The sequence below is a fragment of the Microbacterium canaveralium genome, from assembly GCF_047238045.1.
Lineage (GTDB): Bacteria > Actinomycetota > Actinomycetes > Actinomycetales > Microbacteriaceae > Microbacterium.
The window spans coordinates 1,314,992-1,341,064 of sequence record NZ_JBDFMA010000003.1 but is presented as its reverse complement, the minus strand read 5'-3'; the positions used below and the strand labels follow the sequence as shown (position 1 = coordinate 1,341,064).

The following is a 26,073-nucleotide window of genomic DNA, read 5'->3' as shown; positions in this document are numbered from 1 at the left end:
CTCGAAGGTATGCGGACGCCTCCGTCACGCCCGCCCGACACGCGGCGTGTCGGATTATCTCGGAGACGATCAGCGGAGGACGCCGGCCTCGGGCGAGGTGACGTCGTATTCGCGCGTGCGATCGGGCGGACTCTTCTGCATGAGCAGGTCGAGGACGCGGGCCTTCTCGGCCGACCGGTCGTCGCTCCCCCAGACCACCTTGGTCTCCGTCGCACCGAGAGTCAGCGTCACGTCGTCGGGCGTCGTGGCGGTGACACCGGTCACCTGCGAACGGATGCCGTCGGGAAGGGCCCGGATGACGCGGCCGACCGCGTGGAACGGCTCGCCGTTCGTGCCACCCGACACCTCGATCACGGGCTGCCCGCCAGGCGCGGTCGGGGTGGTCGACAGGACGACCCCGGCCGCGTCCACGAGCGTGAATCCCGCCGGGGTCTGAACCACGCCGACCGGCGTCCGCTCCACGACGCGCACGATCAAGTCGTGGGGCGGGCGGGCCTCCAGCGTGTAGGACTCCACGAGGGGGAAGCGCACGAGCGCGGCCTTGACCGCGCTCTCATCCACCATCGCGAGCGGTGTGCCCACCTGACCGCTCAGCGCATCGGCGACGGCCCCGGCATCCAGCTGAGAGGTCCCCACGACATCGACGCGCTCGACGGCGAAAAGCGGACTGTACGCGGCACCCGCGGTGCCGAGCACCATGACGACGAAAGCGATGCCGACACCGATCCAGATGCGCCGACGCCGACGTTGGCGGACAGTGAAGCGCCGAACCTCGGCCCGCAGCGCACGCCGCCGCGCCCGTGACGCGCGCCACACGTCGCGCAGCCCCAGGTCGGCGGCATCCGACGGGGCCTCGCCAGGGTCGGCCGGGAAGGGGAGGGGCAGGACCTCCCCCTGGACGACCCGGGACGAGCGAGCGGTCGTGACCTTCTCGGCATCCTGCGACGCCCCGGGCGACGACCCGGGAGTCGGAGGGAGGGGCGAGGGTCGACGCACGGCTCAGACCGCCGCGGCCTCGGTGCGGGAGAGCGCCTCGAGCACCTGCGGGATGATCTGGTACACGTTTCCGCAGCCGAGCGTGATGACGTAGTCGCCCGGACGCGCGATGTGCGCGGTGTAGTCCGCGGCGCTCTGCCAGTCGGGCACGTAGTGGACGTGGGCCGGGTCGGCGAACGCGGTGCTCACGAGCTCGCCCGTGACGCCGGGAATGGGATCTTCACGCGCGCCATAGACGTCGAGCATCACCGTGTGGTCGGCGAGCGACTCCAGGACCTCGGCGAACTCGCGGTACATCTCCTGAGTGCGCGAGTACGTGTGCGGCTGCTGGATCGCGATGATGCGCCCGTCGCCGACGACGGTGCGCGCCGCGGAGAGCGCGGCGGCGACCTCGGTCGGGTGATGCGCGTAGTCGTCGTACACGCTCACGCCGCGCTCGACGCCGTGCAGTTCGAAGCGGCGCACAGTGCCGCCGAACCCCTCGATGGCGCGAGCGGCCTCGGCCAGGCCGTACCCGAGCACACGCAGAACCGCGACGGCACCGGCGGCGTTGACCGCGTTGTGCGCTCCGGGAACCCGCAGCTGGACATCGACGCTCTCGCCGTCGGCGGCGAGCGTGAAGGAGACGGGACCGTCGGTGCGGATGCCGCTCAGCCGTACGTCGGCCGCAGCGTCTTCGCCGAAGGTGACGACGTTCGTGTGCGTCAGACGTTCCGTCACGATGCGCGCGCCCGGGTCGTCGGCCGAGACGACGACGGCCTCACGAGCGGCGTCGGCGAAGCGCGCGAACGCGGCGTCGAAGGCCTCGCGGGAGCCGTAATGGTCGAGATGGTCAGGGTCGACGTTGGTGATCAGCGCCACCGACGTGTCGTACAGCAGGAACGTGCCGTCGGACTCGTCGGCCTCGATCACGAACAGCTCGTCGGACCCGGTGCCGCTGGATGCTCCGAGGTCAGCGATGACGCCACCGTTGACGAACGTCGGGTCGGCGTCGAGCTCGCGCAGCGCCGTGACGATCATGCCGGTCGAGGTGGTCTTGCCGTGCGCGCCGGCGACCGAGACGAGACGCCGCTGACCGATGAGCCAGTGCAGAGCCTGTGAACGGTGGATCACGTGCAGGCCGCGCTCCTTGGCCGTGACGAACTCGGGGTTCTCGGGCCAGATGGCTCCCGTGTGCACAACGGTGTCGGCGTCGCCGAGGTGAGCAGCGTCGTGACCGACGTACACCGTCGCGCCGTGGGCGGCGAGATCGCGCAACGCGGCGCTGTCGGAGCGGTCGGAACCCGAGACCCGGATGCCGCGGTCGAGGAACATGCGCGCGAGTCCGGACATGCCCGAGCCGCCCACTCCGATGAAGTGCGCGGAGGTGATGGTCTCGGGGATGGGGAGGCTCAGGTCGGGTCTGATCATGACCTTGCGATCCTACGTCGCGCGAGCGACCGCCCGGGCCCGGCGCGCCCGTGCCGACGACGCCCGCGCCCGGGCCGGCAGCGCGCGCGGAGGGGCCGGCCTTCTCAGCGGGAGAGCGCCGCGTCGACGAGCTCGATGACGTTCTCGGTGCCCGCGCGGGTTCCGGTCCGATCCGCCGCGGCGCGCATCGCCGCCCGCCCGTCGGCGTCGGCCAGCAGAGGAACGATCTCGCTCCGCACGCGGTCGGCGGTGAACTCGGCGTCCGGGATGAGGCGCGCGGCTCCCGCGCGTACCGCGGAGCCGGCGTTCAAGCTCTGCTCGCCGTTGCCCACCGCATAGGGGACGTAGACCGCGGGGATGCCGAGCGCGCTGATCTCGCTCACCGTGGCCGCACCCGAACGCGACACGATGAAGTCGGCCAGAGCGAAGGCGAGGTCCATCCGATCGACGTACCGGACGACGGCGTAGCCCGCGACGCCGGGATCCGGGAGGTCGGATTTCTCGCCCGTGACGTGCAGCACCTGCCACCCGGCACCGAGCACGTCCCGCCACGCCCCGCCGAACGCCTCGTTCAGACGCTGCGCCCCGAGCGACCCCCCGAACACGAGGAGCGTGGGGGTCGCGGCATCCAGCCCGAAATGCGCGGCGGCCTCGGGACGCAGGGCGTCCCGGTCGAGCTCGACGATCTCGCGGCGCAGCGGCATGCCGACCACGCGGGCCCCGCGCAAGGGAGTGCCCTCGAACGCCACACCCACACCGGCCGCCGCGCGCGCGCCCAGGACGTTCGCCAGCCCCGGCTTGGCGTTGGCCTCGTGCACGACGAAAGGAACGCGCTCCCACCGGGCCGCGACGTACGCCGGCGCCGAGGCGTACCCGCCGAAGCCGACCACGACATCCACACCGCGCTCGCGGATGATGCGACGCACCTGGGCCACCGCTCGACGGAACCGGGACGGGAACGCCGCGGCCGCTCGGTCGGGACGCCGCGGGAAAGGCACCTTGTCGACGAACAGGAGCTCGTACCCGCGCAGCGGCACGAGTCGCGCCTCGAGCCCCTCGCGAGTCCCGAGAACGAGCACGTCGTCGTCGGATGCGCGGGCACGGAGGCCGTCGGCGACAGCGAGGAGCGGGTTCACGTGCCCGGCGGTTCCGCCGCCGGCCAGAAGGGTGGTCGTCACCCTTCGACCCTAACGAGAGCGACGGACCCCGGATGCCACGGCCACCCGCGCGCGGTCACTCGGTAGGCTGCGCCGAGCTCGTGCGACGACGCCTGGTCGCCCGTACCGGGGTGGCCGTGACGGCGCGTCGATCAGGCAGCGTCCTGGCGCACGACAGCAAGACGCCGCACGCGATCAGCACCGACAGCAGAGACGTCCCGCCCTGCGACATGAACGGCAGCGGCACGCCCAGAACCGGGAAGATGCGGAGCACGACTCCGACGTTCACGAGCGCCTGACCGACGATCCACAGCGTGATCCCCCCCGCGACGATGCGCACGAACGCGTCGTCGGTGCGACGGACGACGTGGAACGCGCCGACGGCGAAGAGCGCGAAGAGGACCAGGACGACGAGACAGCCGATGAGCCCGAGCTCTTCCCCGATGATCGCGAAGATGTAGTCGTTCGCCGCCGCGGGGAGCCAGTCGTACTTCTCTTTCGAGTTGCCCAGGCCCAGGCCCAGCACTCCCCCGCTCGCCAGACCCCACACGCCGTGCAGCGACTGGTAGCAGGAGGTGTAGTAGCAGGAGGCGTCGTCGGGGTCGAAGAGGCTGGCGATGCGCGCCATGCGGTTCTCGCTGCCGAAGGCGGAGAGCAGGACGACCGCGATCGACAGCACCGCGGGGACGATGAACATCCGCAGCTTGATCCCGGCGAAGAACAGCGCGCCGAGGACGACGAGCACGAGGATCATCACCGTGCCGAGGTCGCGACCGCCGAGCACCGTCCCGATCACGAGCACCGCCACCGGGACGACCGGGATGAACACGTGCTTCCACGAGGTCAGCAGGCGGCGCTTCCGATAGAGGACCGTGGCCATCCACAGGGCGAGGGCGAGCTTGAGGAACTCAGCGGGCTGGAACTGGAAGCCGGCGATCTGCACCCAGTTGCGGTTTCCGTACGACTCGATGCCCAGGCCCGGGACGTACACGAGCAGCTGGAACAGTGTCGCCGCGATGAGGACGGGCCACGCGATGCCTTTCCAGAACTGCATGGGCGCCCGGCTGAGGACGAACATCAGCGGGATGCCGACCACCGCGAAGATCCCCTGCTTGAGGACGTGGTCGAAGGGGTTCTGCCCTCCGTCGGCGGCCGAGGTCGCCGACAACACCATGACCAGCCCGAAGCCGGTGAGGAGCAGCGCCGCGGACGCGATCAGCAGGAACTCGCTCGGGACGGGCTGGAACGCGCGGCCGAGGGAGACGCGGGCCGCGAGGCCGGAACGGGCCGGCTCGCTATCCGGAGACTGGCGGGGCGGGGGTGCGGTGGTGGTCACGCGGTGTTCCCCTCGTCCTACGGTCGTGCGGTGCCGTCATCCTGACCGGTGATCCACGCCCGCACCGCCTCGGCGAATCGCTCGCCTCGGTCGGCGTAGGAGCTGAACTGATCGAACGACGCCGCCGCGGGAGCCAGGAGCACGGTGTCTCCGTCCCGGGCCACGTCGGCCGCCAGTTCGACGACCCGTGCCATGACGTCTTCAGTCTCGGTGTGGTCGACCTCGAAGAGCGGAACCGCCGGGGCGTGTCGTTCGAACGCGGCCACGATGTCACCGCGCTCGGTGCCGATGACGATCGCGGCGCGGGCGTCGGAGCCACGGGTACGCACGAGTTCGGTGACGTCGACGCCCTTCAGGAGTCCCCCGACGACCCACACGGCCTGAGGATAGGCCGCGAGCGACGACCCCGCCGCGTGCGGGTTGGTCGCCTTGGAGTCGTCGACCCACGTGACGCCGCGGTGGGCGGCGACCACCTGGATGCGGTGGGGATCGAGACGGAAGCGGTCGAGGGCGTCGTGGATGTCGGCCGGCGCCACGCCCAGGGATCGGGCGAGCGCGGAGGCGGCCAGGATGTTCGACACGATGTGGGGCGCGGCGAGGCCGTGCTCGGCCAGGTCGGCGACGGTCGTGAGCTCGAGGGCCGAGGTCGCCCGCTCCTCGAGGAACGCGCGATCGACGAGGATGCCGTCCACCACGCCGAGGTCGCTCGGTCCCGGAACGCCGAGGTCGAACCCGACGGCGCGGGCGCCCTCGACGACCTCCGCTTCTTCGACCATCTCGCGGGTGACGACGTCGGCCTTGTTGTACACGCACGCGACGCGGGTCCGGGCGTACACGCCGGCCTTGGCATCCCGGTAGGCGGCGAAGCTGCCGTGCCACTCGAGGTGGTCGTCCGCGAGGTTGAGGCACACGGCCGCGTGGGGAGAGAGCGCGTCGGGGCCGGTCTGCAGGTTGAGGTACCAGAGCTGGTGGCTCGACAGCTCGACGACGAGCGCGTCGAATCCGTTCGGGTCGCGGACCGCATCGAGCACGGGTGTGCCGATGTTTCCGACGGGAACGGCGCGAAGACCGCCCGCGACGAGCATCTCGGCGGTCAGGCGGGTCGTGGTGGTCTTGCCGTTCGTGCCCGTGATGAGGATCCAGTCGGCGGGGCGTCCGTCCGGCCGCACCACCTTGTCGCGCACGCGCCACGCGAGCTCGACGTCCCCCCACAGCGGGATGCCGTTGTCCTGAGCCCAGGCGATGAGCGGGTGCGTCGGCGGGAAGCCGGGGGACGCGATCACGACATCGGGCGCGAAGTCGGAGAGGACGGTGGGCACGGCGCCGAGCGGGCCGATGTGCAGCTCCGCTCCGATCACCGGCACGAGCCGCGCGTACTCGGGATCGGCCTTCTCCGTCACGACCAGCACCTCGGCCCCGAGCTCGGCGAGGGTGTCCGCGGCGGAGAAGCCCGTGACAGACAGGCCGAGCACCGCGACTCTCAGACCGCGCCACTCCGCATACCAACTGTGCAGGGATGCCACCCGCTCCGCGCTCATACCCGAGCCAGCCATTCGACGTAGAAGAATCCGACACCCGAGACGGCCAGGAGCCCGGCGATGATCCACATGCGCACGACGATCGTGACCTCGGGCCACCCGCGCATCTCGAGGTGGTGGTGCAGTGGACTCATCAGGAAGAGCCGCTTGCCGCGCGTGATCTTGAAGTAGATCCTCTGCAGGATCACCGACCCCGAAGCGATGACGTAGACGCCGGCGATGAGGACGAGGAGGAGCTCGGTGCGGGTCAGGATCGCCATCGCGGCGATCACGCCGCCGATCGCCATCGAGCCGCAGTCGCCCATGAAGACCTTCGCCTTCGGGGCGTTCCACCACAGGAAACCCACGAGCGCGCCCACGAAGGAGGCCGACACGATCGCCAGGTCGAAGGGATCGCGCACCGCATAGCATCCGGCCTGCACGGAGGCATCGAGCACGTCGGCGCACATCTGCTTGTTCTGCCAGAACGCCATGAGGCTGTAGGCGCCGACCACGAAGATGCCCGAGCCCGCGGCGAGGCCGTCGAGTCCGTCGGCGACATTGACGGAGTTGGAGGCCGCGGTTCCGATCAGGGAGATCCACGCCAGATAGAGCAGCCACCCCAGGATCGGTCCGAGCGCGAACAGCGACAGCACCTGGATGTCGCGGAAGATCGACACGTATTCGGACGCGGGTGTCTGCCCGTACGCGTTCGGGAAGTTCAGCGCGACGATGGCGAACGGCACCGCGACGATGACCTGACCCGCGATCTTGCGCCACCCCGAGAGTCCGAGGCTGTTCTGGAAACGGACCTTCATGTAGTCGTCGATGAACCCGACGACACCGAAACCCAGCATCAACCACAGGACGAGCAGACCCGACACGGTCGGCGGGTTGTTGCCGGCGTACGCGCCGATGAAGTACCCGATGATCGTGCCGAGGATGAAGATCGTGCCGCCCATGGTCGGCGTCCCGCGTTTGGCACCGTGCGACGGGTTGTGCACGTTCTCGGGCGTGCGGATGACCTGTCCCCAGCCCCACTTCCGGAATCCCCGCAGGAACACCGGAGTGAGGAAGAGCGTGAAGGCCAGAGAGATCCCCGCGGATGTCAGAAGTGATCTCACGCGAACGATTCTCCCAGACGGTCGCCGAGGAACCTGAGCCCGGCGGAGTTGGACGACTTCACCAGCACACGGTCACCGTCGCGCAGCTCACCCAGGAGGTAGTCGTAGGCGGAGTCGGCATCCGGGAAGAACACCGCCTCACCGTCCCACGAGCCCTGGGCGATGGCCTCGAGGTACATGCGCCGGGCGTCCTGACCGATGACGACGATCCGCTGGATGCGCAGGCGCACGGCCAGCAGCCCGACCCGATCGTGCTCCTCGTCGGCGTACTCGCCGAGTTCGCTCATCGCCCCGAGGACGGCCACGGTGCGCTCCTCCGGCCCGGTGATCTGCGCGAGTGTACGCAGCGCTGCGGCCATGGAGTCGGGGCTGGCGTTGTACGCGTCGTTGATGATGCGCACTCGGTCGGAACCGAGCGGCTGCATGCGCCAGCGCTCCGCGATCTCGACGGTTTCGAGGCGCGCGATGGCGTCGGCCGCCGTGACACCCAGCGCGGTCGCCGCGGCGAGAGCCGCGAGGGCGTTCATGACGTGATGCTCGCCCAGCACGCGGAGGGTCAACGTGTGCTCCTCGCCGTCGACGACGAGCTGTGCGCGCGTGCCGGATGCCGAGACCTCGACGTCGAGGGCACGCACCTGCGCGCGATCGCCGCGGCCGAACCAGCGGACGTCCTGCCCGCGTTCGCGGGCGATGGGCTCCATCGCCGCGACACGCGGATCGTCGGCGTTGAGGACGGCCAGTCCGCCCTCGCGTGTGGCGCGCACGAGCTCGCTCTTGGCGTGGAAGGTCGCCTCGATGCCCCCGAACCCACCGGCGTGGGCCATCCCGACCATGAGGACGACGCCGATGTCCGGCGTGACGAGACCCGCGAGACGCGCGATCGCGCCGGGTGCGCTGGCACCGAACTCGCTCACCAGGAACCGGGTGTCCTCCGTCACCCGCAGCATCGTCAGCGGCGCGCCGACCTCGTTGTTGAACGAGGCGCGGGGCGCGACGGTGGGGCCTTCGTCCTCGAGGATGCGGGCGAGGAGGTTCTTCGTCGTCGTCTTGCCGTTGGAACCGGTGATGCCGACGATGCGCAGATCGCCGCTCGCGCGCACACGCGCGACGACGTCGCGTGCCAGCTCGGCGAGGGCCGCGACGACATCGGGCACGACGACCTGGCTGACCGGTTCGTCGAGCTCGCGCTCGACGAGCGCAAGCACAGCTCCGCGCTCGATCGCGGCCGGGACGAACAGGTGTCCGTCGGTGGTCTCGCCGGGCTTGGCGACGAAGATGCCGCCGGGCTCGATGAGGCGCGAGTCGGTGTCGACGAGTCCGGCGACCAGGGTGTCCGGCGTGTCGTCGCCGCGGAGGACGAGGCGGCCCCCGAGCACGGAGGCGATGTGGGAGAGGCTGGTGGAGATCATTGCTGTGTACGGACGCCCTTTCCGTGTCGGGAGGAGACCGGCATCCGGCGTGTCAGCCGAACTTGGGCAGTTCGGGGGAAGTGGTTCCGGACGGAATCACCCGGTAGTTCTTGAGCACCTGGGTGAGCGCCTTCTGGAAGGCGGGAGCCGTGGCCGCAGACGACTTTACCGTCCGCGGTTCGTCGAGGTTGACGGCGACGATGTACTGAGGGTCGTCCGCGGGGGCGAAGCCGATCATGGTAGTGAAGTAGGCATCGGGCTTGTACGCGCCGGTGTTCGGGTCGGTCTTCTCACCGGTTCCGGTCTTGATCGCGACGCGGTACCCCGGGACGGCCACCTGCGAGGCGAGCGTTCCCTGGGTGGCGACGTTCTCGAGCATCTGCGAGACCTTCGAGGCGGTGTCCGCCGAGACGACGCGCTCGCCCTGGGTGGACGGGACGTCGGTGACGGTTCCGTCGGCGGCCGTGCAGCTCTCCACCAGAGAAAGAGGCATCCGCACTCCCCCGTTGGCGATCGTCTGGTACGCGCCGACGAGCTGCGGGATGGTGACCGCGAGACCCTGACCGAACGCGGTGTTGTAGAAGGTCTGGTCACCCCAGTCCTGGACGGGGTGCAGGATGCCGTCGGACTCGCCTGGGAAGTCGATGGCCGTCGGGGAACCGATGCCGAACTTCTGCAGGTAGTCGAATCGCGTCTGAGCGGGGATCTTGTCGGCGAACTTCGAGATGCCGACGTTGGACGAATCGATCAGCACGCCGGTGAGGGTGTAGTTGTTCGCCCCGTGCGCGAACGAGTCCGTGACCCGCGCTCCGCCGCGGAGGGTCTCGCTCGACGATGCCGTGACGGTGGTGTCGCTGGTGAAGGAGCCGCTGTCCAGACCGATCGCCGCGGTGAGGGCCTTGAAGGTCGATCCCGGCTCGTTGGGGTCGGTGAACGCCCAGCTCCCGCGCTCGGTGGCAGGGGTCGCGGTGGGGTCGTTCGGGTCCACCGTCGGGTACTCGGCGAGGGCGCGCACCTTGCCCGTCTTCGCTTCGACGACCGTGATGGCGCCGCGCACCGATCCGGTGTTCTGCACCTGCTCGGCGATGAGCTGGCCCATGTACCACTGCAGATCGCGATCGATCGTGAGTTTCAGGGTGCCACCGTCGACGGCGGGCTCGGTCTCCACCTCCGTCCCGGGCAGGACGACGCCGTCGCGCCCCTGCTGGAAGACGACCTTCCCGTCCTGCGACGACAAGCAGTCGTTGTCGGCGAGCTCGAGGCCCGCGAGCGCTTGCCCGTCGCCGCCGACGAAGCCCAGGAGGTTGCCCCCGACGGCGCCATCCGGGTACACCCGACCCGCCTTCGGCGGGAAGACGAGGAACGGCAGTCCGAGGTCCGCGAGCGCGCGGTACTGCTCCGTGGAGACGTCCTTCGCGATGATGGCGTAGCGCGAGTCGGGGTCGGCTGCCACGGCATCCGTCACGACCTTCTCCACCGCGGCCGGATCCTGACCGAGGATGCCGGCGATCTTGGCCGCGAGGTCGGACCATGTGGCCTCGACCCGCGTCGAGCCGTCGTCTTCGCGCGAGACCAGCCCCTGGGCGGCGAGCATCGGATCGACCTGCACGTCGTAGCGGAGCACGCTCGCAGCGAGCGTCACACCGTTCTCGTCGACGATCGAGCCGCGCGAACCGTAGACGGTGCGGGAGTCCTGCAATCCCATGGCGAGGGAGTCGTCCACGTGTTCGCGCGCGTTCACGACCTGGATGTCGACCAGCCGGACGACGAAGGCGATGAGCACGATGAGCACGATCGAGAGAGCCACCACCGTGCGACGTCGCGGGGAGCGGGAAAGCGTCGTCGTCATGGGCTTATCGTGTCGCGGGGGTCGGGAGACCGTCGCTGATCGGTGGGGGTGTCGCCGAACTCGCCGTCGGAGCGGCCGCGTCCGCGGGCGCGGCGTCGGTGGACGGCGCCGGCCCCGCGGCCTTCTGCGGGTCGGTGACGAGGGGGACGCCGGAGATCAGGGCGTTGCGGACCGACCCCCGACCCATGGCATCCACGGAGGAAGCGCCCTCGGCGGGCTTGCCCGCCCCGATGACGGCACCGTCGCTCAGCCGCAGGTACGTCGGGGTCTCGTCGATGACCATTCCGAGTGCCGCGGCGTTGGCGGCCAGGTACTGGGGCGAATTCAGCCCCGCCACCTCGTCGTAGAGGATCTGCTTCTGGTACGTCAGATCGCGCTGCTGCTGCGTGAGCGACGCGATCTCGAAGGAGCTCTGGGTCGTGAGGATCGACAGTCCCATTTGCACGAGCGCGATCGTGACCGCCCCGAGCACGGCGATGACACCGAACGCGCGACGCGGGACCCGACGACGCGCGGGCGCATCCACCACGTGCAGGCGCCGGGGCTCGCGCACCGGGACGGGGAACTCCGGCAGGAACGCCGCGTCGATGGTCTGGGGAGCGCTCATGCGTCCTCCTGGATCCTCTCGGCCGCGCGCAGACGCACGGGGGTGGCGCGCGGGTTGGCCGCGCGTTCGTCGTCACTGGCGAGCTCGGCTCCCCGCACGAGCAACCGGAACTTCGGCGCGTGCTCCGGCAGCTCCACGGGGAGTCCCCGGGGAGCGGTGGATGCCGACGCCTCGGCGAACACGCGCTTGACCAGACGGTCTTCGAGCGACTGGTACGAGAGCACGACGATGCGCCCGCCCACGCCGAGCACGCTCAGCGCCGCCGGGATCGCCCGCTCGAGGACGGCGAGCTCGGCATTGACCTCGATCCGCAGAGCCTGGAAGACGCGCTTGGCCGGATGCCGTTCGCGCAGCACCGCGGCGGGCGTCGCCGCCTGCAGCACGTCCACGAGCTGTCCCGAACGTTCCAGGGGCGCCTGCTGGCGCGCGGCGATGATCGCGCGGGCGTAGCGAGCCGCCAGCTTCTCTTCGCCATAGCGCTCGAAGATGCGGCGCAGGTCGCCCTCGCCGTAAGTGGCGACCACCTCGGCGGCCGTGACGCCCGAGGTCTGATCCATGCGCATGTCCAGCGGAGCGTCCTGCGCGTACGCGAAACCGCGCGATGCCTCGTCGAGCTGGAGCGACGAAACGCCCAGGTCGAAGAGGATGCCGTCGACCTTGTCGACTCCGGCCGAGGCGACGGCATCCGCGATGCCGTCGTAGACGGTGTGGACGAACGTCGTGCGTCCATCGAACCGGGCCAGACGCTCCCCCGCGATGCGCAGGGCGTCGGTGTCACGGTCCAGACCGATGAGCCGCGACGTCGGGAACCGCTCGAGGAACGCCTCGGAGTGCCCGCCCATGCCGAGCGTCGCATCGACGAACACGGCACCGTCGCGGCGCAGCGCGGGGGCGAGCAGCTCGGCGCAGCGCTCGAGCAGGACCGGGGTGTGGATGTCGCGGATGTCCATGATGACGGGGCGAGGTCGCGGGCTCTGATCCCCATCCGCTCGACCTGGCGCCGGGGAAGTGCGTCAGGGCGTGCGGCTGGGAATCACAGCCGGCGATCAGAACAATCCCGGGATCACCTCCTGCTCCAGCTCTGCGTAGGTCTCTTCGTTGCTTTCGGCGTAGGCGTTCCACGCCGTGGCATCCCAGATCTCGGCGTGAGCGCCGACGCCGGTCACGACCAGCTCGCGGTCGAGTCCGGCATAGGCGCGCAGCGCCGGGGGGACGGTGATGCGGTTCTGGCTGTCGGGCTTCTCGGCGCTCGCCCCGGAGAGGAACATGCGCAGGAAGTCGCGGGCCTGCTTGTTGCTGAGCGGGGCCTCGCGGATCCGCTCATGGACGCGCTCGAACTCCTCGGTGCTGAACACGTAGAGGCAGCGGTCCTGCCCCCGGGTGATCACCACTCCGGCGCCGAGATCGTCCCGGAACTTCGCGGGCAGGATGACGCGCCCTTTGTCGTCGAGCTTGGGGGTATGCGTGCCGAGCAGCATTCGGGCGTCCACCCCCTTCGTCCGGCCTGCGAAGTTTCCCCCACTTTACTCCACCGCCCTCCACTTTGCTATCAGAATGCCGGGCTTTCCCAGGGATCGTGGGACGTGTATGGTCTGTCGATCACTCGCGCGGCACGTCCGGCATCCGCGAGATTCCGCGAAATTCGGCCGCGGCCGGGGCAGTCCGAGCGTCGCGGTGGAGGAAAAGGGAGCGATCCCGGGCTCACGCGACCCGGGCGTGGGGTTCACCTGAGGCGCTCACAATGCCCCGCCGGGCGGCCGTGCCGTAGCTCGATGCGCAGCAGGGCACAAAAAAACACCGGCTCCGAAGAGCCGGTGTTCTTTGAAACGCTGTGGGGAATCAGTGACCCTCGTTGCGCCGATCCCATCGATCGTTCATGCGATCCATGAAGGAGGCGCCCGACGCACGCGGGGCCCGCGCGCCCGAGGCCGGGCGGGCCGACGGAAGACGAGAAGAGTTGCGGGTCGGCGTGACCGCGAACACGACGCCGGCGACCATGACCAGGAAGCCGACGACGCCCACGGCGATGCCGAGGACACCCGTGTTGAATCCGATCGAGACACCCGCGATCAGGGCGCCGAGCCCGGCGAGCACGAGGATCGAGCCGAGGACGATGTTGCGGTAACTGAGCGCACGACTGGGGGCCGTGACGACGTCGGCGTCGTTACTCATGAGATGGCGCTCCATCTCGTCCAGCAGGCGCTGCTCCTGTTCGGAGAGTGGCATGCATCCCCCTCTGTTGCTCAGTACGTTCAATTCTAGGTGGGGCGAGGATCACTAGGCTAGGCCCGTGCCGAGCTCCCCGGAACCGATCGAGGCTGTTTCCCAGCGACTCGACAAGTTCGTGTCTGAACAGATATCGTACGCCTCCAGCCTCGGTGAAGAGGCGGAAAAAATGGCCCGCGCGGGTGCGTCTTCCCTGCGCGGCGGCAAGCGCCTCCGGGCACGATTCCTGCTCACGGGGCGCCGCGCGGTGGAAGAGGTGGCCGACACCGCGCCCCTCGCCACCGACGGTGCCGCGATCGGGGTCGCCGCGGCCCTCGAGATCTTCCAGGCAGCAGCCCTCGTCCACGACGATCTGATCGACAACTCGGATACGCGCCGCGGCCAGCCCGCGGCACACCGCGCCCTCCAGGCGACGCACCTCGAGGCCGGATGGTCCGGAGACGCCGAGGCTTTCGGGCGCTCCGCCGCCATCCTGCTCGGCGACCTCCTGGTCGCCTGGAGCGACGACCTTCTCGAAGAGTCCCTCGACGGGCTCCCCACCGCCGGACCCACCCGACGGCAGTACGCGCAGATGCGTCGTGACGTCACGATCGGCCAGTTCCTCGACGTCGCCGAGGAATCGGCGTACGCCGTGCACGACGACGACGCCCACGCCGAGCGGGCCCTGCGGGTGGCCTCGTACAAGTCGGCGCGGTACAGCATCCAGAAGCCGCTGCAGATCGGAGCCGCTCTCGCGGGTGCGGACGAGAGCCAGCTGGACGCCCTCGGTCGCTTCGGACACGACATCGGTATGGCGTTCCAGCTGCGCGACGACGTTCTCGGCGTCTTCGGTGACAGTGCCGTGACCGGCAAGCCCTCCGGCGACGACCTGCGCGAGGGCAAGCGCACGGTGCTGGTCGCCTACGCGCGCGAGGCGCTGCCCGACGACCGGCGTGCCGATCTCGACGGCATGCTCGGGGATCGGGCCCTCGACGCCTCCCAGATCCGCGAGCTCCAGCGCGCCATCGTCGCCACCGGTGCGCTCGAGCGGACCGAAGAACTCATCGCCGAGTACGAACGTCAGGCAGAGGACGCCCTCGACGGGGCGCACCTGGGGGACGCGGCCGTCGAGGAGCTGCGGGTACTGGCGCGCGCCGCAACCCGGCGCTCATCCTGACCCGCCGGAGCGCTTGGCTCAGGCCAGCGTGGCCGCCACGCGGCGTACTTCGCTCTTGCGGCCGGCGAGGAGCGCCTCGATCGGCGCGACCCCGATCGTCTCCTCGGGCGTGAGCAACCAGTCGATCGTCTCGTCGGGGTCGAAGCCGGCGTCGTGCAGAACCATGATCGTGCCGCGCAACGAGGAGAGCGGGCGGCCGTCGACGATGAACACCGCGGGGACGCGCAGCACGCCGTCCCGGCGGGAACCGACCAGGTAATTCTCGTCGAGGAAGCGGCGCACGCGTCCGAGCGGTTCCCCCAGCACCTCGACGAGGTCGGGAAGAGTCAGCCATTCGGTTGCGAAGCGGGGTGTTTCGGTCACCGTGCCACTATCTCATCCCCGCCGCGTCCTCCGGCGATGATCGCCCCCGTCACATGAGTCACACGATCACCGTGCGTTGACATCCGTCTCACGCCGTGCGACCGTGTCGGGCAGTCGGAAGAACGGATCCCCCACCATGCGACGACTCCCTGCTGCACCCGTGCGCCCGCGCGCCCTGACGGTCTGGCCCGCAGCCGTGGCCGGAACGATCGCCCTCGCCCTCTCGGGCGAGAACGCCGCGCACGCCACCCCGCCCACGCCCGCGCTCTCTGCCGTTCCCCCGGCGCCGCTGACCGTGGGCGGCCCCGTCCTCGCGGCCGCGTCGGCACCGGTGTCGTACACCGTGCAGCCCGGCGACACCGTGTGGGCGATCGCCCGCGCCCACGGCCTCGACACCGCCGCCGTGCTCGCTGCGAACGGCCTGGACGGGGGCAGTGTGATCCGCCCGGGCCAGGTGCTCGTCCTGGCCCCCGCCGCGGTCTCGGCTCCCCCGGCGAGTGAGGCTCCCGCGCCAGCGCGGGCTCACGTGGTGAACGCGGGCGACACGGTCTCCGCGATCGCGTCTGCCAACGGCGTGTCGACCGACGCCGTTCTGGCCGCGAACGGCCTGACACGCGCATCGATCATCTACCCCGGCGAGACGTTGCAGATCCCCGCGCCCGGCGCCGACACGTCGGCCGGGAGCGTGGCATCCGCGGGCCCGGCGACGGCTCCCGGGCTCGACGCCGAACAGTCCGACAACGCCCGGCTCCTCATTCGGATCGGTCGCGAGCTGGGCGTGTCCGACCGCGGCATCGCGATCGCGCTCGGCACCGCGATGCAGGAGTCGTGGCTGCGCAACCTCGACTGGGGCGACCGCGACTCGCTCGGACTGTTCCAGCAGCGACCGAGCAGCGGCTGGGGAAGCCCCGAACAGATCCTCGACCGCGAGCACTCGACCCGCGCCTTCTACGGCGGTGCGGACGACCCGAACGGCTCGGCGACCCGCGGACTGCTGGACATCCCCGGGTGGGAAGGCATGTCCTACGCCGACGCCGCCCAGGCCGTGCAGATCTCGGCCTACCCCGATCGATACGCACAGTGGGAGTCCCCGGCGACGGTCTGGCTCGCCGTTCTCGGTTGATGCGAAGGTGAGCCGCTCCCCGGGCTCCCAGGGGGCGCTCCGTAGACTCGACCCGTGAGCACGAGTCAGCAGGCCGACCCGCTGATCGGCCGTCTCGTCGACGGCCGATACCGGGTACGCGCGCGCATCGCGCGCGGCGGCATGGCGACCGTGTACGTCGCCACAGATCTGCGGCTCGAGCGCCGGGTGGCGCTGAAAGTCATGCACGGCCACCTCAGCGACGACACCGTGTTCCAGAGCCGATTCATCCAGGAGGCGCGCTCGGCGGCCCGCCTGTCGGACCCGCACGTCGTCAACGTCTTCGACCAGGGCCAGGACGGCGACATGGCCTACCTCGTCATGGAGTACCTGCCGGGCATCACCCTGCGCGAACTCCTCCGCGAGCACAAGCGCCTCACGGTCGATCAGACCCTGACCATCATGGATGCCATCCTCTCGGGGCTCGCGGCCGCCCACCGGGCCGGCATCGTCCACCGCGACGTCAAGCCCGAGAACGTGCTCCTGGCCGAGGACGGGCGCATCAAGATCGGCGATTTCGGTCTCGCCCGCGCCACGACCGCCAACACCGCGAGCGGTGCCCAGCTCATGGGGACGATCGCGTACCTCGCCCCCGAGCTCGTGACCCGCGGCACGGCCGACGCCCGCAGCGACATCTACTCGCTCGGCATCATGCTCTACGAGATGCTCGTCGGCGAGCAGCCGTACAAGGGCGAGCAGCCCATGCAGATCGCGTACCAGCACGCCACCGACTCGGTTCCGCGCCCCTCCGCGAAGAACTCCGGTGTCCCCGAACAGCTCGACGAACTGGTCCTCTGGGCCACGGAGCGCGAGCCGTCCGAGCGCCCGCTCGACGCGGGCACGATGCTGGCGCGGCTGCGCGAGATCGAGAAAGAGCTCGGACTGGCGCCGCAGGTCGCCCGCGCCGTCTCCATCGGGACGGCGGCGTCCACCTCCGCGGACTCCCGCGAACTGACCAAGGTGCTGCCCCAGACGGCGGTGACGCCCTCCGCCCCGACCGAGGATGTCGACAACGCCACGCGGCTGCGTCAGCGCACGCGGCGGCGCACCACCCGCGGGATCTGGCTGTTCGCTCTCGTCCTGATGCTCGCCGCGGGTGCGGCCACGGCCGGGTGGTGGTTCGGGTCGGGCCCGGGCTCCCTCGTCGCCGTCCCGGACGTCTCGCGCATGAGCTTCGCGGATGCCGAGGCATTGCTGACGCAGGAGCAGCTCGCCGCGCAGCCGCAGGAGGTCAACGACCGCGAAATCCCCGCGGGGACGACCGTCGGTTCGGATCCCGGCGTGAACACGCGCCTCGACAAGGGCACGGTCGTCACGGTCTTCGTCTCCGTGGGCCCGGCTTCGCACGACCTGCCCGAACTCGCCGGCAAGAGCACGGACGAGGTCAACGGCATCCTCGGGTCCGCCTTCGTCGGTGTGTCCGGGACGACGCAGGAGTTCACCGACGCCGCCGCTGGAACCGTCCTCGGTGCCACCGTGACACCGCGCGCCGGGGGCGACGCGATCGACTGCACGAAGGGCTGCACCGTCCTCGAGGGCGACGCCGCCGCGCTCGTCACCTCCCTGGGGCCGATTCCGGACGTCGCGGGCCTCACCACCGCGCAGGCCGAACGGACCCTGGGCGATGCCCAGCTGCAGACCACGACGTCGGAGGAGTACAGCAACTCGGTTCCCTCCGGCACCGTCATCGGCATCAACGATCGCGACGGCGGCGGGAATTGGCGCCCCGGCGACACCGTCACGTTGAACGTGTCGATCGGACCGCGCCCGGTCCTCATCCCCGAGAACGTGGTCGGCATGACCATCCGCGAGGCCGTCAACACGCTGCAGGGCCTCGGCTTCGAGGTCAACGCCGGTATCGACGACGGCACCCTCCCCCTCGGCTTCAAGTACTGGGACATCTACAAGGTGCGCTCGACCAACCCGAAGGCGGGTACGACCGCCCCGCAGGGCAGTACCGTCACGCTGACCCCGACGCTCTAGGACCCGCTCCACGCGAAAGACGACGCCCCCGACCGCGAGGATCGGGGGCGTCGTCGTGCGGGCCGTGGTCAGCGGTTCTCGAGCTCCTCGGCGACGAGGAACGCCAGCTCCAGGCTCTGACGGTGGTTCAGACGCGGGTCGCACAGGCTCTCGTACCGCGTCGCGAGCGTGGCCTCGTCGATCATCTCGGACCCGCCCAGGCACTCGGTGACGTCGTCGCCCGTCAGCTCGACATGGATGCCACCGGGGTGCGTGCCCACCTGGCGGTGCGCCTCGAAGAATCCACGGACCTCGTCGACGACGTCGTCGAAGCGACGCGTCTTGTACCCCGTGGGCGTCGTGATCCCGTTGCCGTGCATCGGGTCGGTGACCCACAGCGGCGTCGCGCCGGACGCCTGCACGGCCTCGAGCAGCGGCGGCAGAGCGTCGCGGATCTTCCCCGCGCCCATGCGCGTGATGAACGTCAGTCGCCCGGGCTCGCGCTCGGGGTCGAGCTTGTCGATGAGGGCGAGCGCCGTCTCGGCCGTCGTCGTCGGGCCGAGCTTGACGCCGATGGGGTTGCGGATCTTGGAGAAGTAGTCGACGTGCGCACCGTCGAGCTCGCGCGTGCGCTCGCCGATCCACTGGAAATGCGAGGACGTGTTGTAGGCGAGCCCCGTGCGCGAGTCGATGCGCGTCATCGGACGCTCGTAGTCCATGAGCAGGCCCTCGTGGCCGGTGTAGAACTCGACACGCGTGAGCTCGTCGAAGTTCGCGCCCGCCGCCTCCATGAACTTGATCGCGCGGTCGATCTCGGCCGCCATGCTCTCGTACGCCTGGTTCGCGGGATTGCTCGCGAACCCCTTGTTCCAGCTGTGCACTTCGCGGAGGTCGGCGAATCCGCCCTGCGTGAAGGCGCGGATAAGGTTCAGGGTGGACGCGGCCGTGTGGTAGCCCTTCAGCAGGCGCGCGGGGTCGGCCTTGCGCGACTCCTCGGTGAAGTCGTAGCCGTTGACGATGTCGCCGCGGTAGGCGGGGAGCGTCACGTCGCCGCGCGTCTCGGTGTCGCTGGAGCGGGGCTTGGCGAATTGACCCGCCATGCGCCCCATCTTCACCACGGGCATCGATGCGCCATAGGTGAGGACCACCGCCATCTGGAGAACCGTCTTGATGCGGTTGCGGATCTGCTCGGCCGTCGCACCGGCGAAGGTCTCGGCGCAGTCTCCGCCCTGGAGCAGGAAGGCCTGCCCCGCGGCGGCACGGGCCAGGCGGTCACGGAGGTTGTCGACCTCGCCCGCGAAGACGAGCGGTGGAAGGGTGGCCAGTTCGGCGGATGCCGCGGCCACAGCGGCCTCGTCATACCACTGGGGCTGCTGCTTGATGGGCAGGGTCCGCCAGTGGTCGAGGTCGTGGAGCTGCTGATTCACTCCTGAAGTCTAGTGGCGGGCCGCGGGGGCCTTCGCCGCCTGAGCGCTGGCCAGACGGTCCTTCACCGTCGAGGCGTACACGTCCTCGTAACGCTGCTCGCCGAGGCGCTGCAGCGCCACCATGATCTCGTCCGTGACCGAACGGAGGATGTAGCGATCGCTCTCCATCCCCTCGAAGCGGGAGAAGTCGAGCGGCTCGCCGATGACGATGCCGACGCGACCGACGCGCGGCAGACGCTGCCCGATGGGCATGACGGCGCCGGTGTCCACCATCACGACGGGGATCACCGGGACGCGCGCCTCCAGCGCCATGCGCGCGATGCCCGTGCGTCCGCGGTAGAGCGTCCCGTCGGGGCTGCGCGTGCCCTCAGGGTAGATGCCGAGCAACTCGCCGCGACCGAGCACCCCGAGGCCGGTGTTGAGCGACGCCTCGGAGGCCTTTCCGCCGGAGCGGTCGATCGGCAGCTGGCCGGTGGCGGTGAAGAAGAGCCGCGTCGCCCACCCCTTGAGGCCTCTGCCCGTGAAGTAGTCGCTCTTGGCCAGGAACGCCATGCGCCGGTCGATCATGAGCGGCAGGAAGATCGAGTCGGAGAACGACAGGTGGTTGCTGGCGAGGATGGCCGCCCCCTCGCGGGGGATGTTGCGCCGGCCCACGATCCACGGACGGAACACGGCCTTGATGACCGGCCCGATGACCACGTACTTCATGAGCCAGTAGAACATCGTCAGCGCTCCTTCCCGGCGAGGTCTGCGACCCCGATGAGACCGGCGTCGTTGCCCAGTCGCGCGATCGTGAATTCCGCCACCGGACGTTCACCGTACCCCGGAAGGGACGTCTCGTACGCGAGCTTCACCGGTACGAGGAGATCGGCGCCCAGCTGCGCGACTCCCCCGCCGATCACGAACAGTTCGGGGTCGAGGACGGCCTGGAAGCCGCCGCACGCCTCGCCGAGCGCGGTGGCCACGCGCCGCAGCGCCTCGATGGCACCCGGATCGCCCGCCAGGACGAGACGCGAGACGGCGGGACCCGGGATCGCGCCCTTCTCCGCGCGGACGGCGGCCAGCGCCGCGCCGATGCCGCCCTCGTCGGCGATCGCGTTGGCCTCCCGCTGCAGGGCGCGTCCGGAGGCGTACTGCTCGAGGCATCCGTTCTGTCCGCACCCGCACGGGTGCCCGCCCCGGACGAACCGCAGGTGGCCGAGCTCGGCACCGATGCCGTGACCCCCGCGGAACAGCTCGCCGTTGGTGACGACGGCCCCGCCGACACCGGTGCCCATCGTCAGCATGACCATGTCGTGGACGCCCTGCCCGGCACCGAAGCGGTACTCGCCCCATCCGGCGGCGTTCGCGTCGTTCTCGATGGTCACGGGCGTGTCGAGACGGCCCTCGAGGCGAGCGCGGAGCGGCTCGTTCCTCCAGTCGATGTTCGCCGCGTAGATGACGGTGCTGCGGTCGCGACTGATGAATCCGGCCGCCGCGACGCCGATGGCGTGCACGTCGTGACTGCGGCGCAAGTGGTCGGCCATGTCGACGACGGCATCGACGAGGGCGATCGGGTCGATCGGGGTGTCCACCCGGAGCTTCTCGATGATCGTGCCGTCTTCGTCGACCACGCCACCGGCGATCTTCGTGCCGCCGATGTCGATACCGATGTTGCGCACCGCGTTCCCCTTTCGGCCCGCCCCGCGGCTCGGCCCGCAGCAGTCTAGCCACCGGCGCGCTGCGGCGCGGACAGCCCGTGGCGCCCCGGTGGAGCTCGCAACCTGCGACTAGACTCGATGGACCGCTGAACGCTCTTCCGGTGCCAAAGGAGTTACCGTGATCCAGTTCGACCTTGCCCCTGTCGTTCCCGCCGATCCGTCCGCGAACGCGTCCGACCTGCTCGCCGATCGGGTCGCCGCGACGCCCGATCGGGCGCTCTTCGCCGTCCCCGACGGCTCCGGGTGGCGCGAGGTGTCCGCCCGGAACTTCGAGCAGCAGGTCATCGCCCTGGCGAAAGGCTTCGTTGCCGCCGGCATCCAACCCGGTGAGAAGGTCGCCTTCATCGCCCGCACGACCTACGACTGGACGCTCGTCGACTTCGCGCTCTTCTACGCCGGAGCGGTCATGGTGCCCGTGTACGAGACCAGCTCCCCGACGCAGATCTCGTGGATCCTGTCCGATTCCGGCGCGATCGCCGCGATTGTGGAGTCGTCCGAGCACGGCCAGCGCCTCGACGAGGTGCGCAGCGACCTCCCCCTCGTGCGCGAGGTGTGGGCGATGCACGCCGGCGACCTCGACGCGCTGGTCTCCCGCGGGGCGGGAGTGGAGGATGCCGAGATCGCCCGACGCCGCGCGATCGCGAACAGCTCCGACATCGCGACGCTCATCTACACGTCGGGATCCACCGGCCGCCCCAAGGGCTGCGTCCTCACCCACGGGAACTTCGTCGAGCTGGCCCGCAACTCGGCGAAGGCGCTGCACGAGGTCGTGGAGACCCCCGGCGCGTCGACCCTGCTGTTCATCACGACCGCGCACGTCTTCGCCCGCTTCATCTCGCTCCTGAACGTGCACGCCGGCGTCAAGACCGGTCACCAGCCCGACACGAAGCAGCTGCTCCCCGCGCTCGGGTCGTTCCAGCCCACATTCCTCCTGGCCGTTCCGCGCGTGTTCGAGAAGGTCTACAACTCGGCCGAGCAGAAGGCCGAGGCCGGCGGCAAGGGCAAGATCTTCCGTGCCGCCGCCGCGGCGGCCATCGAGCACTCCGAACGCGAACAGCAGGGCAAGCCGATCCCCCTCCTGCTGAAGATCAAGTTCGCCCTGTTCGACCGGCTCGTGTACTCGAAGCTGCGCGAGGCCATGGGCGGCCGCATCGTGTACGCCGTTTCGGGCTCAGCACCCCTCGGCCCGCGGCTCGGGCACTTCTTCCGCAGCCTCGGTGTCGTGATCCTCGAGGGCTATGGCCTGACCGAGACCACCGCGCCGGCGACGGTGAATCTCGCGACGAAGTCCAAGATCGGCACCGTCGGGCCCGTGCTACCGGGCGTCAGCGTGCGCCTGGCCGACGACGGCGAGATCCAGGTCCGCGGCATCAACGTCTTCTCCGAGTACTGGCGCAACCCCGAGGCCACCGCCGAAGCGTTCGACGGCGACTGGTTCAAGACCGGCGACATCGGCGCGTTCGACTCCGACGGCTTCCTCTCGATCACCGGTCGCAAGAAGGAGATCATCGTCACCGCCGGCGGCAAGAACGTCGCCCCCGCGGCGCTCGAAGACCCGATCCGCGCGAACCCGATCGTCGGTCAGGTCGTCGTCGTCGGCGACCACAAGCCGTTCATCGCCGCTCTCGTGACCCTCGACCCCGAGATGCTGCCCACGTGGCTCGCGAACAACGGGCTGCCCGCCGACATGTCGCTGGTCGACGCGGCGACGAACGAAAAGGTGCGCGCCGAGATCCAAAGCGCGATCGACCGCGCCAACACCCGCGTCTCCCGCGCCGAGTCGATCCGGAAGTTCACGATCCTTCCCACGGAATGGACCGAGGCCAGCGGGCACCTGACGCCGAAGATGAGCATCAAGCGCAACGTCATCGTCAGCGACTTCGCCGACGCGATCGAGGACATCTACGCGGTGCCGATCAACACCACCAACGTGTCGCTGCCCTGAGCCGTCGCCACAACAGGTCCTGAGACGAGAACAGGCCGATCCGTGTCGGATCGGCCTGTTCTCGTTCCATGCCCTGTTTCGGAGAGGCGGTGACTCGGGTCAGAACCAGTCGCTCTCGCGGATCTGCCGCATCGCCTCGCGACGCGTCTCCGCGGGGAGGCGCGAGAGGTACAGCTTCCCGTCGAGGTGGTCGGTCTCGTGCTGCAGCGCCTGCGCGAGCAGGCCCTCGCCCTCGAGAACGACCTCGTTGCCGTCGAGGTCGATGCCGACGACCTTCGCCCACGGGTAGCGCAGCGCGTCGTGCCAGAGGCCCGGGACGGAGAGGCATCCCTCCCCCACCGGCTCCGGCTCACCGCGGGTCTCGACCAGGACGGGGTTCAGGACATAGCCGATGTCGCCGTCGATGTTGTAACTGAAGGCGCGCAAACCCACACCGATCTGGGGCGCGGCCACACCCGCACGACCCGGCGGCTCGACCGTATCGACGAGGTCGCGCACGAGGGCGCGGATGCCGTCGTCGATCTCTTCGATGGGCGCACTGGGGGCGCGCAGAACGGGGTCGCCGAAGAGGCGGATCGGGCGGACCGTCATGCCACGGCCGCCGGGGTGCGCAGGCCCTCGACGACGGCCGCGGCCAGCTCTCGTGCTGCCAGGCGCGTGCCGGGCTGCAGATCGCGGAACGCGATCGCGCTGCCGGCGGCGACGTGGGCGTCGTACGGCATCCGGATGACGGCGCGAACGCGGCTGCGGAAATGCGCCTCCAGCTCGCTCTCGCGCACGAGGGGCGCGCCGGGGCGAGCGTTGTTGAGGACGACGACGGCCCCGCGAACCCGATCGGCGTAGCCGTTGGTCTCCAGCCAGGTCAGTGTCTCGGACGCCAGTCGCGCCTCGTCCACGGAGAGTCCCGCGACCACGACGAGCGAATCGGCGAGCTCGAGCGTCGCCTCCATGACGGAGTGGACGATCCCTGTCCCGGTGTCGGTGAGGACGATCGAGTAGTAGTGCGCGGCGATGTCGGCGACCCGACGGTAGTCGTCGTCGCTGAACGCCTCCGACACTCGAGGATCGGAGTCGGATGCCAGGACGTCCAGGCGCGTGGTGTCCCGCGCCACGATCGAGGACACGTCGCCGAAGCCGTCCACGTCGTCGTGCGCACGCACCAGGTCGCGCACGGTCCGTCCGTTGGGGCGTCCGACGCGATCGGCGAGCGTCCCCCGGTCGGGGTTGGCGTCGACGGCGATCACGCGGTCGTCGCGGGCGTCGGCGAGGGCCATGCCCAGCAGCGACGTGACGGTGGTCTTTCCGACGCCACCCTTGCGCGACACCACGGGCACGAAGCGCGCCTCACCCGAGAGCGGCGCCGCGATCCGACGATCGAGGTCTTTGCGGGCGCGGGCACGGCGACCGTCACCGAGGTTGATGCGATGCCGCGACACGGAGTACACCAGCTGCTGCCACAGGCCCTCGGGCTCGGGGCGGGCGATCTGGCGCGGATCGAGCAGGCGGTCGGCGGTGAGGAGATCCGGGCTCTCGCGGACGTCATCGATCTCTCCCAGCCGCTTGGACGCGAGCGTCAGGTCGGTGGCCGGCGTGCGGACGCGCTCGGTCGCGTGGCGGCGACCGACCCGCGCCGTCTCGTCCGCCTGGTGCACCTCGCGGCGCGTGAGCGGAACGGTACCGATCACGCCGGTCGCAGCGCGTTCGGCTCGAGTGCGCGGGACGGGACCGGTGGCCGGCGCGGCGTCCGCGGGGACGTCGGCCGCGGTGGCCGGGGGAGGCTCCGCGGCATCCGCATCGGGCAGTTCCGCGGCGGCGACGTTCGGCTCTCGGGTGACGGCGGTCTCCGCGGCCGTCTCGTGCACCTCGGCGGGCGCGGGCTCCTCGACGGCGGCCTCGGCTTCGCCTGCGGCGGGCTCGGCCTCGTGCTCTTCGAACGTCGGGACATCGAGGTCGGCGACCGACTCGGGCTCCTCCTCCGCCGTGTCCTCGACGATGGCGGGGGCGGCCTCGGCGTCTTCGACGGTCGCGTCCGCGGGCTCGGCGTCATCCGGGGCCGGTGCGGTCTCGACGACGTCCCCGCCGGCGGACGGCTCGGAATCGTGATCCGACTCGAGCCCGTGGGCGTCCGCGGACACGCGGTCTTGCTCGACGGTCCCCTCGGCGTCGTGCGCGACCTCGGCGTCGGGCTCGACATCCGCGTCCTCGAGCGCAGCGTCGACGTGCTCGGCGTCCTCGGTCTCGGGGTCGCCCGTCATGGCATCCGCGTCGGGACCCCCGGGCTGCTCCTCGCCGTCTTCGTGCACGAGTTCGGCGACGTGGACCTCGCCGCCGTCGGCATCCCACCCGTCCGCGTCGTCGTGCGGCTCGAGGATGATGTCGCCGGCGCGGGTCGCCTCGGACTCCGGCTCCTCCGTCGCTTCCGCGACCGCGGGGTCAGGAACGTGGGTGAGCGGCGGCGGCCCGTCTGCGTCCGGCAACTGCACGATCCCGACGACCTCGAAGCCGCGGGATTCCGGGTCGATGATGGGCATCTCGTCCTCGACCACGTCGTCGTCGACGTCGTCGTCGTCGGACACCGGGAGGTCGACGCTGACCTGTGCGATGTGTCCGCCGAGGATGTGGATGCTGGACGTGTCGAGCGAGCCGCTGTCGTCGAGGACACCGTGTTCGGCGCCGTCGTCGGGGGTCTCGTCGGTGCGGTCGGGGGTCACTGCAGTCTCCAAAGAAAAAGGGGGGCGCGAAGAGCGC

Annotated in this window: 22 protein-coding genes; 4 read left to right on the top strand and 18 right to left on the bottom strand. The window is 70.2% G+C overall.

Annotation, left to right across the window (positions count from 1 at the left end; all coding sequences use genetic code 11):
- Window positions 1–69 precede the first annotated feature (69 nt).
- The 12 genes from ABC271_RS07280 to ABC271_RS07225 all read right to left on the bottom strand — a co-directional run bounded on the left by ABC271_RS07280 (window position 70) and on the right by ABC271_RS07225 (window position 13,631).
- Window positions 70–996 (bottom strand): cell division protein FtsQ/DivIB, encoded by a 927-nt coding sequence (locus ABC271_RS07280; protein WP_412924231.1) that lies wholly within the window; start codon window positions 994–996, stop codon window positions 70–72.
- A gap of 3 nt (window positions 997–999) precedes the next feature.
- Window positions 1,000–2,406 carry a UDP-N-acetylmuramate--L-alanine ligase gene (gene murC / locus ABC271_RS07275; protein ID WP_412924230.1) on the bottom strand — a complete coding sequence of 469 codons (1,407 nt, stop codon included), beginning with the start codon at window positions 2,404–2,406 and terminating at the stop codon, window positions 1,000–1,002.
- Between the two features lie 104 nt (window positions 2,407–2,510).
- Window positions 2,511–3,584, bottom strand: coding sequence for a UDP-N-acetylglucosamine--N-acetylmuramyl-(pentapeptide) pyrophosphoryl-undecaprenol N-acetylglucosamine transferase (locus tag ABC271_RS07270; RefSeq protein WP_412924229.1), 1,074 nt, complete (start codon window positions 3,582–3,584; stop codon window positions 2,511–2,513).
- A 55-nt stretch (window positions 3,585–3,639) separates the two neighbouring features.
- Window positions 3,640–4,899 (bottom strand): putative lipid II flippase FtsW, encoded by a 1,260-nt coding sequence (gene ftsW / locus ABC271_RS07265; RefSeq protein WP_412924228.1) that lies wholly within the window; start codon window positions 4,897–4,899, stop codon window positions 3,640–3,642.
- Window positions 4,900–4,916: 17 nt separating this feature from the next.
- Window positions 4,917–6,452 carry a UDP-N-acetylmuramoyl-L-alanine--D-glutamate ligase gene (gene murD / locus ABC271_RS07260; protein ID WP_412924227.1) on the bottom strand — a complete coding sequence of 512 codons (1,536 nt, stop codon included), beginning with the start codon at window positions 6,450–6,452 and terminating at the stop codon, window positions 4,917–4,919.
- Window positions 6,434–7,540, bottom strand: a complete 1,107-nt coding sequence (gene mraY, locus ABC271_RS07255) for a phospho-N-acetylmuramoyl-pentapeptide-transferase (RefSeq protein ID WP_412924226.1) — start codon at window positions 7,538–7,540, stop codon at window positions 6,434–6,436. Before mraY ends, murD begins: the two co-directional genes overlap by 19 nt.
- Window positions 7,537–8,949 carry a UDP-N-acetylmuramoyl-tripeptide--D-alanyl-D-alanine ligase gene (locus tag ABC271_RS07250; RefSeq protein ID WP_412924225.1) on the bottom strand — a complete coding sequence of 471 codons (1,413 nt, stop codon included), beginning with the start codon at window positions 8,947–8,949 and terminating at the stop codon, window positions 7,537–7,539. Before ABC271_RS07250 ends, mraY begins: the two co-directional genes overlap by 4 nt.
- 52 nt (window positions 8,950–9,001) lie before the next feature.
- Window positions 9,002–10,798, bottom strand: a complete 1,797-nt coding sequence (locus ABC271_RS07245) for a peptidoglycan D,D-transpeptidase FtsI family protein (protein ID WP_412924224.1) — start codon at window positions 10,796–10,798, stop codon at window positions 9,002–9,004.
- 4 nt (window positions 10,799–10,802) lie between these two features.
- A complete protein-coding gene (gene ftsL / locus ABC271_RS07240) occupies window positions 10,803–11,405 on the bottom strand; it encodes a cell division protein FtsL (protein ID WP_412924223.1) in 603 nt (200 codons plus the stop codon).
- Entirely contained in the window at window positions 11,402–12,355 is a 954-nt protein-coding gene (gene rsmH, locus ABC271_RS07235) for a 16S rRNA (cytosine(1402)-N(4))-methyltransferase RsmH (RefSeq protein ID WP_412924222.1), read from the bottom strand. The genes ftsL and rsmH overlap by 4 nt, the downstream gene beginning before the upstream one ends.
- Window positions 12,356–12,451: 96 nt before the next feature.
- Window positions 12,452–12,883 (bottom strand): division/cell wall cluster transcriptional repressor MraZ, encoded by a 432-nt coding sequence (gene mraZ, locus ABC271_RS07230; protein ID WP_412924221.1) that lies wholly within the window; start codon window positions 12,881–12,883, stop codon window positions 12,452–12,454.
- Between the two features lie 361 nt (window positions 12,884–13,244).
- Window positions 13,245–13,631: a DUF3040 domain-containing protein gene (locus ABC271_RS07225; RefSeq protein ID WP_412924220.1), complete on the bottom strand. Its 387-nt coding sequence runs from the start codon at window positions 13,629–13,631 to the stop codon at window positions 13,245–13,247.
- Window positions 13,632–13,695: 64 nt separating this feature from the next.
- On the opposite strand from ABC271_RS07225, the gene ABC271_RS07220 reads away from it, so the two are divergent.
- Window positions 13,696–14,787 (top strand): polyprenyl synthetase family protein, encoded by a 1,092-nt coding sequence (locus tag ABC271_RS07220; RefSeq protein ID WP_412924219.1) that lies wholly within the window; start codon window positions 13,696–13,698, stop codon window positions 14,785–14,787.
- 18 nt (window positions 14,788–14,805) lie between these two features.
- On the opposite strand, the gene ABC271_RS07215 is transcribed toward ABC271_RS07220, so the two are convergent.
- Complete coding sequence (locus ABC271_RS07215) at window positions 14,806–15,150, bottom strand: Rv2175c family DNA-binding protein (RefSeq protein ID WP_412924218.1); 345 nt, start codon at window positions 15,148–15,150, stop codon at window positions 14,806–14,808.
- Window positions 15,151–15,286: 136 nt separating this feature from the next.
- Here ABC271_RS07215 and ABC271_RS07210 point away from each other — a divergent pair, with 136 nt between their 5' ends.
- Together ABC271_RS07210 and pknB are read left to right on the top strand one after the other, a co-directional pair.
- A complete protein-coding gene (locus ABC271_RS07210; RefSeq protein WP_412924217.1) occupies window positions 15,287–16,273 on the top strand; it encodes a LysM peptidoglycan-binding domain-containing protein in 987 nt (328 codons plus the stop codon).
- 54 nt (window positions 16,274–16,327) lie between these two features.
- A complete protein-coding gene (pknB, locus tag ABC271_RS07205) occupies window positions 16,328–18,274 on the top strand; it encodes a Stk1 family PASTA domain-containing Ser/Thr kinase (protein WP_412924216.1) in 1,947 nt (648 codons plus the stop codon).
- A 68-nt stretch (window positions 18,275–18,342) separates the two neighbouring features.
- Here the strand turns inward: pknB and ABC271_RS07200 are convergent, their stop codons facing one another.
- Genes ABC271_RS07200 through ABC271_RS07190 form a run of 3 tightly spaced genes read right to left on the bottom strand, consistent with a single transcriptional unit; the run spans window position 18,343 to window position 21,341 of the window.
- A complete protein-coding gene (locus ABC271_RS07200) occupies window positions 18,343–19,680 on the bottom strand; it encodes a class II 3-deoxy-7-phosphoheptulonate synthase (protein WP_412924215.1) in 1,338 nt (445 codons plus the stop codon).
- 9 nt (window positions 19,681–19,689) lie between these two features.
- Window positions 19,690–20,403 (bottom strand): lysophospholipid acyltransferase family protein, encoded by a 714-nt coding sequence (locus tag ABC271_RS07195; protein ID WP_412924214.1) that lies wholly within the window; start codon window positions 20,401–20,403, stop codon window positions 19,690–19,692.
- Window positions 20,404–20,405: 2 nt separating this feature from the next.
- Entirely contained in the window at window positions 20,406–21,341 is a 936-nt protein-coding gene (locus tag ABC271_RS07190; protein ID WP_412924213.1) for an ROK family glucokinase, read from the bottom strand.
- 157 nt (window positions 21,342–21,498) lie between these two features.
- On the opposite strand from ABC271_RS07190, the gene ABC271_RS07185 reads away from it, so the two are divergent.
- On the top strand, window positions 21,499–23,325 hold the full coding sequence (locus tag ABC271_RS07185) for an AMP-dependent synthetase/ligase (RefSeq protein ID WP_412924212.1): 1,827 nt from the start codon (window positions 21,499–21,501) through the stop codon (window positions 23,323–23,325).
- Window positions 23,326–23,424: 99 nt separating this feature from the next.
- Here ABC271_RS07185 and ABC271_RS07180 read toward each other — a convergent pair whose 3' ends face one another.
- Window positions 23,425–23,916: a peptide deformylase gene (locus ABC271_RS07180; RefSeq protein WP_412924211.1), complete on the bottom strand. Its 492-nt coding sequence runs from the start codon at window positions 23,914–23,916 to the stop codon at window positions 23,425–23,427.
- Window positions 23,913–26,036, bottom strand: a complete 2,124-nt coding sequence (locus tag ABC271_RS07175; RefSeq protein ID WP_412924210.1) for a MinD/ParA family ATP-binding protein — start codon at window positions 26,034–26,036, stop codon at window positions 23,913–23,915. Before ABC271_RS07175 ends, ABC271_RS07180 begins: the two co-directional genes overlap by 4 nt.
- Window positions 26,037–26,073: the final 37 nt, after the last annotated feature.

What these genes read in the sequence shown, in the direction of transcription:
- ABC271_RS07245 (WP_412924224.1), bottom strand. Translation starts at nt 10,798, where the DNA reads ATGACGACGACGCTTTCCCGCTCCCCGCGACGTCGCACGGTGGTGGCT.
- mraZ (WP_412924221.1), bottom strand. Translation starts at nt 12,883, where the DNA reads ATGCTGCTCGGCACGCATACCCCCAAGCTCGACGACAAAGGGCGCGTC.
- ABC271_RS07250 (WP_412924225.1), bottom strand. Translation starts at nt 8,949, where the DNA reads ATGATCTCCACCAGCCTCTCCCACATCGCCTCCGTGCTCGGGGGCCGC.
- murD (WP_412924227.1), bottom strand. Translation starts at nt 6,452, where the DNA reads ATGGCTGGCTCGGGTATGAGCGCGGAGCGGGTGGCATCCCTGCACAGT.
- rsmH (WP_412924222.1), bottom strand. Translation starts at nt 12,355, where the DNA reads ATGGACATCCGCGACATCCACACCCCGGTCCTGCTCGAGCGCTGCGCC.
- ftsL (WP_412924223.1), bottom strand. Translation starts at nt 11,405, where the DNA reads ATGAGCGCTCCCCAGACCATCGACGCGGCGTTCCTGCCGGAGTTCCCC.
- ABC271_RS07195 (WP_412924214.1), bottom strand. Translation starts at nt 20,403, where the DNA reads ATGTTCTACTGGCTCATGAAGTACGTGGTCATCGGGCCGGTCATCAAG.
- murC (WP_412924230.1), bottom strand. Translation starts at nt 2,406, where the DNA reads ATGATCAGACCCGACCTGAGCCTCCCCATCCCCGAGACCATCACCTCC.
- ABC271_RS07210 (WP_412924217.1), top strand. Translation starts at nt 15,287, where the DNA reads ATGCGACGACTCCCTGCTGCACCCGTGCGCCCGCGCGCCCTGACGGTC.
- ABC271_RS07180 (WP_412924211.1), bottom strand. Translation starts at nt 23,916, where the DNA reads ATGACGGTCCGCCCGATCCGCCTCTTCGGCGACCCCGTTCTGCGCGCC.
- ABC271_RS07225 (WP_412924220.1), bottom strand. Translation starts at nt 13,631, where the DNA reads ATGCCACTCTCCGAACAGGAGCAGCGCCTGCTGGACGAGATGGAGCGC.